This is a genomic window from Pseudomonas edaphica (genome assembly GCF_005863185.1).
Taxonomy (GTDB): domain Bacteria; phylum Pseudomonadota; class Gammaproteobacteria; order Pseudomonadales; family Pseudomonadaceae; genus Aquipseudomonas; species Aquipseudomonas edaphica.
The window spans coordinates 1-4622 of the sequence record NZ_VBVZ01000505.1; the positions used below are offsets into that span (position 1 = coordinate 1).

Genomic DNA, 4622 nt, shown 5'->3' on the forward strand with positions numbered 1-4622 from the left:
CGGGCAGATCCTTGAGTTCTTCGAGGCGCCGCTGCTGCTCTTCGAGCAGGCGGTCCTGACGGTCGCGGATCAGGTCGGTGATGCCGGGGGTGCTCTGCGGGGGCGCGGCGTGCGCTAATCCGGCGGTGCCCAGGCAGAAAAAAACGGACAGCAGGCAAAACCTGGTCCGGCGTTCCAAACGCCACATGTCTAGATCCCTCTACATAGCGTTGTGCTATCAATGGGCGGCGATTCTAGGATGGCACTTTGATGGCGTCAATAAAATGTACAAATTTGTTTCAAAAGTGAAACAAATCAGGTTCAGTTTGAAAATTATGTTTTTTTAAAATCATGCACTTAACAAAAATTTCAAAAAATCCAAGGCAAAAAAAAGCCTGCATCTCTGCAGGCTTTTCTCTATCTGGCTCCACGACCTGGACTCGAACCAGGGACCCAATGATTAACAGTCATTTGCTCTACCAACTGAGCTATCGCGGAATGCGCCGTATGTTACTGATTAAAAAGAAGAAGTCAAGCATTGAGGAGCATTTTGACGAATTCCTGCAAATTACGGCCGCAGCCCGCTACACCGGGCTGGCCATTTCCTTGGCCAGATCCAGCCACGCACGCGCCGCCGGTGGCAGGTGTGCGCTGGCCCGCCAGGCCAGGGCGATATGCCAGTCGGTGTGTGGTTCGTCCAACGCAATCAAGGCGATACCCGCGTGTTGATGTTTGAGCGCGAGCATGCGCGGCAGAAACGCAACGCCCAGCCCGGCTGAGACCAGGTCAACGATAAAGTCGATTTGCCCGCTGCGCGCGGTCACTCGGGGCGTGACGCCTTTGCGCTCACACGCGGCGAGGATCTTGGCGTTCAGGGCGAAGCCGGCTTCGAACAAGATGAACGGTGAATCGGCCAGGTCGGTGAAGTCGATGTGTTTGCGCTGGGCCAGTGGGTGGCTGATGGGCAATACCGCCATCAGCGGTTCATTGCGCACTGGCTGGTAGTCGAAGGCTTCGTCCACCGGCAACAGCAGTGCGGCAAGGTCGACCTCCCCGGCTTCCAGACATTCGCGCAGTTTTTTGCTGCCGTATTCGGTGAGTTCGATCTCGATCTCCGGGTAGCGGCTGCGGTATGCCGCGAACATAGCGGCAAACAGCACGCCGCAGCCCACCGGCGGCAGGCCGATGCGCAGCACGCCGCGCTTGAGGCCGCGCAGGTCGTTGATCTCGGCCACCAGGTCGTTGTGCTCGGCGAGGAGTACCAGGGCGCGGCGGTAGGCAATTTCGCCGGCGGCCGTCAGCTCGTTACGGTGGCCCAGGCGATTGAGCAGCGGCGTGCCGAGCTCGTCTTCGAGGGTCTTGACCGCCTTGCTCACGGTGGATTGAGTCAGGGCCACCACCTCAGCCGCCTGGGAGAAACCGCCCTGGCGCACCACTTCGACAAAGGCCCGCACGGTTCTCAGGTTCATCGGTATTCCTATAGCGACTGGGTATTAGTAATAAAAGTTGTTTTTATCATGCCAGCTTTTTGCTTATGGTGGTGCGACCCAGCTCTGTGGAGAACCCGTTCATGATCATCTCGTCCGCCGCCGACTACCGTGCAGCCGCCAAACGCAAGCTGCCGCGCTTTCTGTTCGATTACATCGACGGCGGCGCCTACGCCGAGCACACCCTGCGCGCCAACAGTTCGGACCTGGCCGAGATCAGCCTGCGCCAGCGCATCCTGCGCAATGTCGACAACCTGAGCCTCAAGACCACGCTGTTCGGCCAGGAGCTGGCCATGCCAGTGATTCTCAGCCCCGTGGGCCTGACCGGCATGTACGCGCGACGTGGTGAGGTGCAGGCGGCCAAGGCGGCGGCCAACAAGGGCATCCCGTTCTGCCTGTCGACGGTGTCGGTGTGCCCGATTGAAGAGGTGGCGTCGCAAAGCCCGCAGTCGATCTGGTTCCAGCTCTATGTGCTCAAGGACCGCGGCTTTATGCGCAATGCGCTGGAGCGCGCCCAGGCAGCGGGCGTGACCACGCTGGTATTCACCGTCGATATGCCCACACCCGGCGCGCGTTACCGTGATGCGCATTCGGGCATGTCCGGGCCGTATGCGGCGCAGCGCCGGATGCTGCAGGCGGTGTGCAAGCCGCAATGGGCCTTCGATGTGGGCCTGATGGGCCGCCCTCATGATCTGGGCAATATCTCCAAATACCTCGGCAAGCCCACCCACCTGGAAGACTACATCGGCTGGCTGGCGAATAATTTCGACCCATCGATCAGTTGGAAAGACCTGGAGTGGATCCGTGAGTTCTGGAAAGGCCCGATGATCATCAAGGGCATCCTTGACCCCCAGGATGCCAAGGACGCGGTGAGTTTCGGTGCCGACGGCATCGTGGTCTCCAACCACGGCGGGCGCCAACTGGATGGCGTGTTGTCGACCGCCAAAGCCTTGCCGCCGATTGCCGAGGCCGTGGGCGATGATCTCACGGTGCTGGTGGACTCCGGCATTCGCTCCGGACTCGACGTAGTACGCATGCTCGCCCTGGGCGCCAAGGGTTGCCTGCTGGGACGTTCGACCGTGTATGCGCTGGCCGCCGCCGGCCAGTCCGGGGTGGAAAACCTGCTGGATATCTTCGCCAAGGAGATGCGCGTGGCCATGACCTTGACCGGCGTCACCTCGATTGACCAGATTGACCACTCCACCTTGGTTCAAACAGCCAAATAACTGACGTCACTGCACAACGACTGTGTTGAGTTTTTTAAAACAGTCGTTGATTTATAAGGCGTTTTTGTAAGTTAAACAAAGTGGCATGAATCTCGCTCTAACCCCTTTCAAGCAGGTTAAGCGATGACAAGACGTGTGGCAGGGCCCAGGGGTTATAACCCATGGCAAAGCGGTTTAAACTGTTTCCAATGTTTTACGGAACTGAAGGAACAGTAAGACGCTTGGCATTTGCCGCTCTCGTGCCGCCTGTAACACAGTTAAGTGCTTAGAGGCCGTCAGCTTATGAAATCACCGACCCAGACCAACGCAATTGACTTCGACAGTGCCAAATTGCAACGCCTGGGGTTTGGTCAGCCGTCCCTGCTTCCACGTCGCCCCACCACACTTGCGCAACTTCGTCAGCAACTGAACCAGCAGTTGCAAACCAGCCTTGAGCCGGAGCGCATTCTGGCGCTGTTCTTTCGCGAAGTTCAGCGGCTGGTGCCGTTGGACGCGCTGCAATATCGCCATGAGGCCAGCGACTTGCGCCTGGAGTTTGGCCATCGCGGGCATCACTCGGTGAGCTACACCTTGAGCCATGAAGGCGAGCATCTGGGCGAGTTGATATTCCGGCGCAACCAGCGTTTGCTGGACGACGAGTTGGCGCAACTTGAGTCACTGCTGTCGACGTTGCTGTACCCGATGCGTAACGCCCTGCTCTACCGCGCCGCCACCCGCAGCGCCCTGCGTGACCCGCTGACCGAAACCGGCAACCGCATTGCGATGGACCAGACGCTGCAACGGGAAATCGACATGGCCCGGCGGCACCTGAGCCCGCTGTCTTTGTTGATGCTGGACATTGACCATTTCAAGAAAATCAACGACACCCACGGCCATGCAGCGGGCGACATCGTATTGCGCGCTGTCGCCGACTCGATCAAAAGCCAGTTGCGCAATGTGGACATGGTGTTTCGCTTTGGCGGGGAAGAGTTTCTGATCCTGCTGTCGAACACCGGCCGGGACGCGGCAGGTATGGTCGGCGAACGCCTGCGTCGGGCGGCAGAGGCTCAGGACTATTGGGCCGATGGCAAGCGAATTGAACTGACGGTGAGCCTGGGTTGCTCGACCCTGTTGGCCGCCGAGTCGGCAGAAAGCCTGTTGCGGCGGGCCGATAACGCCCTGTACGTTGCCAAGCGCGAAGGCCGCAACCGCTTGGCAATGGCGGGGTAAAACCCCGCCATCACGCTTACATCACGCCTCGCTGGCGGCGCGAACCTGACGTTCACGAACAACTGCTGGCGCCTTTGCTTTTTCGTTCTCCAACCGCATGCAACTTTCCAAAAACAGGTACATGTAGTCGTAGCTCTTGCACACCGCCTGACGCAGTTCTACCTGCAAGGCTTTGCTCGGGTTCATCCCGGCCAGGGTGCAGATGATTTCCAGGGCTTCCCAAGGATGGGCATCGTCGTATTGCGCGTGCATCTTCAACCACTTCATGGCGCGTTTACGGTCTTCCTCAGGGAAGGCGGCCGCATACACGCCGGTCGAACACACCACGGCAGACCACTCCCCAGTCGCCCCCTCGATCGCGTAGTTGGTCGCGGCAATCGCCACGATCAACGAATCGGCCGAGCTGGTGTGCCAGCACCAGTGACTCAGTGCGTGCAACTCCGGTGGTACGTTCTGCGCTTGCAACTCTTCCAGGCTTACACCGTGGGCGCGCGCCCAGTGCACCCAATAGTCGGCGTGGTTGAGTTCCACGCGAATATTGCGCATCAGCCACCGGCGCGCCATATCCTCCCCAGGATGGCGGGCAAACTTGGTCTTGGTGAGGTTCTGTGCCATGTACAAGGCAAACTGTTCAACCACTGGCCAGCCACCGATCAGGTAGTGGCGCATGGTCTTGGCGCTGAGCGTGTTAACACGCATGCGCTGGTACAGTTCGTGTTCG

The 4622-nt window shown here is 59.2% G+C and carries 4 protein-coding genes, 1 tRNA gene and 1 pseudogene; 2 read left to right on the forward strand and 4 right to left on the reverse strand.

Annotated elements, in window-relative coordinates:
• From FEM54_RS25280 to FEM54_RS25290, 3 genes and pseudogenes are all read right to left on the reverse strand, one after another.
• A pseudogene (locus FEM54_RS25280) lies at window positions 1-187 on the reverse strand (ShlB/FhaC/HecB family hemolysin secretion/activation protein); the annotation flags it as partial.
• Window positions 188-401: 214 nt separating this feature from the next.
• Window positions 402-477 (reverse strand) — tRNA-Asn (locus tag FEM54_RS25285).
• An 86-nt stretch (window positions 478-563) separates the two neighbouring features.
• Window positions 564-1448 carry a LysR family transcriptional regulator gene (locus FEM54_RS25290; RefSeq protein ID WP_099548938.1) on the reverse strand — a complete coding sequence of 295 codons (885 nt, stop codon included), beginning with the start codon at window positions 1446-1448 and terminating at the stop codon, window positions 564-566.
• A 101-nt stretch (window positions 1449-1549) separates the two neighbouring features.
• On the opposite strand from FEM54_RS25290, the gene lldD reads away from it, so the two are divergent.
• Complete coding sequence (gene lldD, locus FEM54_RS25295; protein ID WP_017137790.1) at window positions 1550-2692, forward strand: FMN-dependent L-lactate dehydrogenase LldD; 1143 nt, start codon at window positions 1550-1552, stop codon at window positions 2690-2692.
• Window positions 2693-2974: 282 nt separating this feature from the next.
• Complete coding sequence (locus tag FEM54_RS25300; RefSeq protein ID WP_017137791.1) at window positions 2975-3901, forward strand: GGDEF domain-containing protein; 927 nt, start codon at window positions 2975-2977, stop codon at window positions 3899-3901.
• Window positions 3902-3922: 21 nt separating this feature from the next.
• Here FEM54_RS25300 and FEM54_RS25305 read toward each other — a convergent pair.
• Window positions 3923-4622: iron-containing redox enzyme family protein (locus tag FEM54_RS25305; protein ID WP_138453518.1), on the reverse strand; the 700-nt coding region annotated here is incomplete at its 5' end.

Coding starts and splice junctions, on each gene's coding strand:
- lldD (WP_017137790.1), top strand. CDS start 1,550: ATGATCATCTCGTCCGCCGCCGACTACCGTGCAGCCGCCAAACGCAAG.
- FEM54_RS25290 (WP_099548938.1), bottom strand. CDS start 1,448: ATGAACCTGAGAACCGTGCGGGCCTTTGTCGAAGTGGTGCGCCAGGGC.
- FEM54_RS25300 (WP_017137791.1), top strand. CDS start 2,975: ATGAAATCACCGACCCAGACCAACGCAATTGACTTCGACAGTGCCAAA.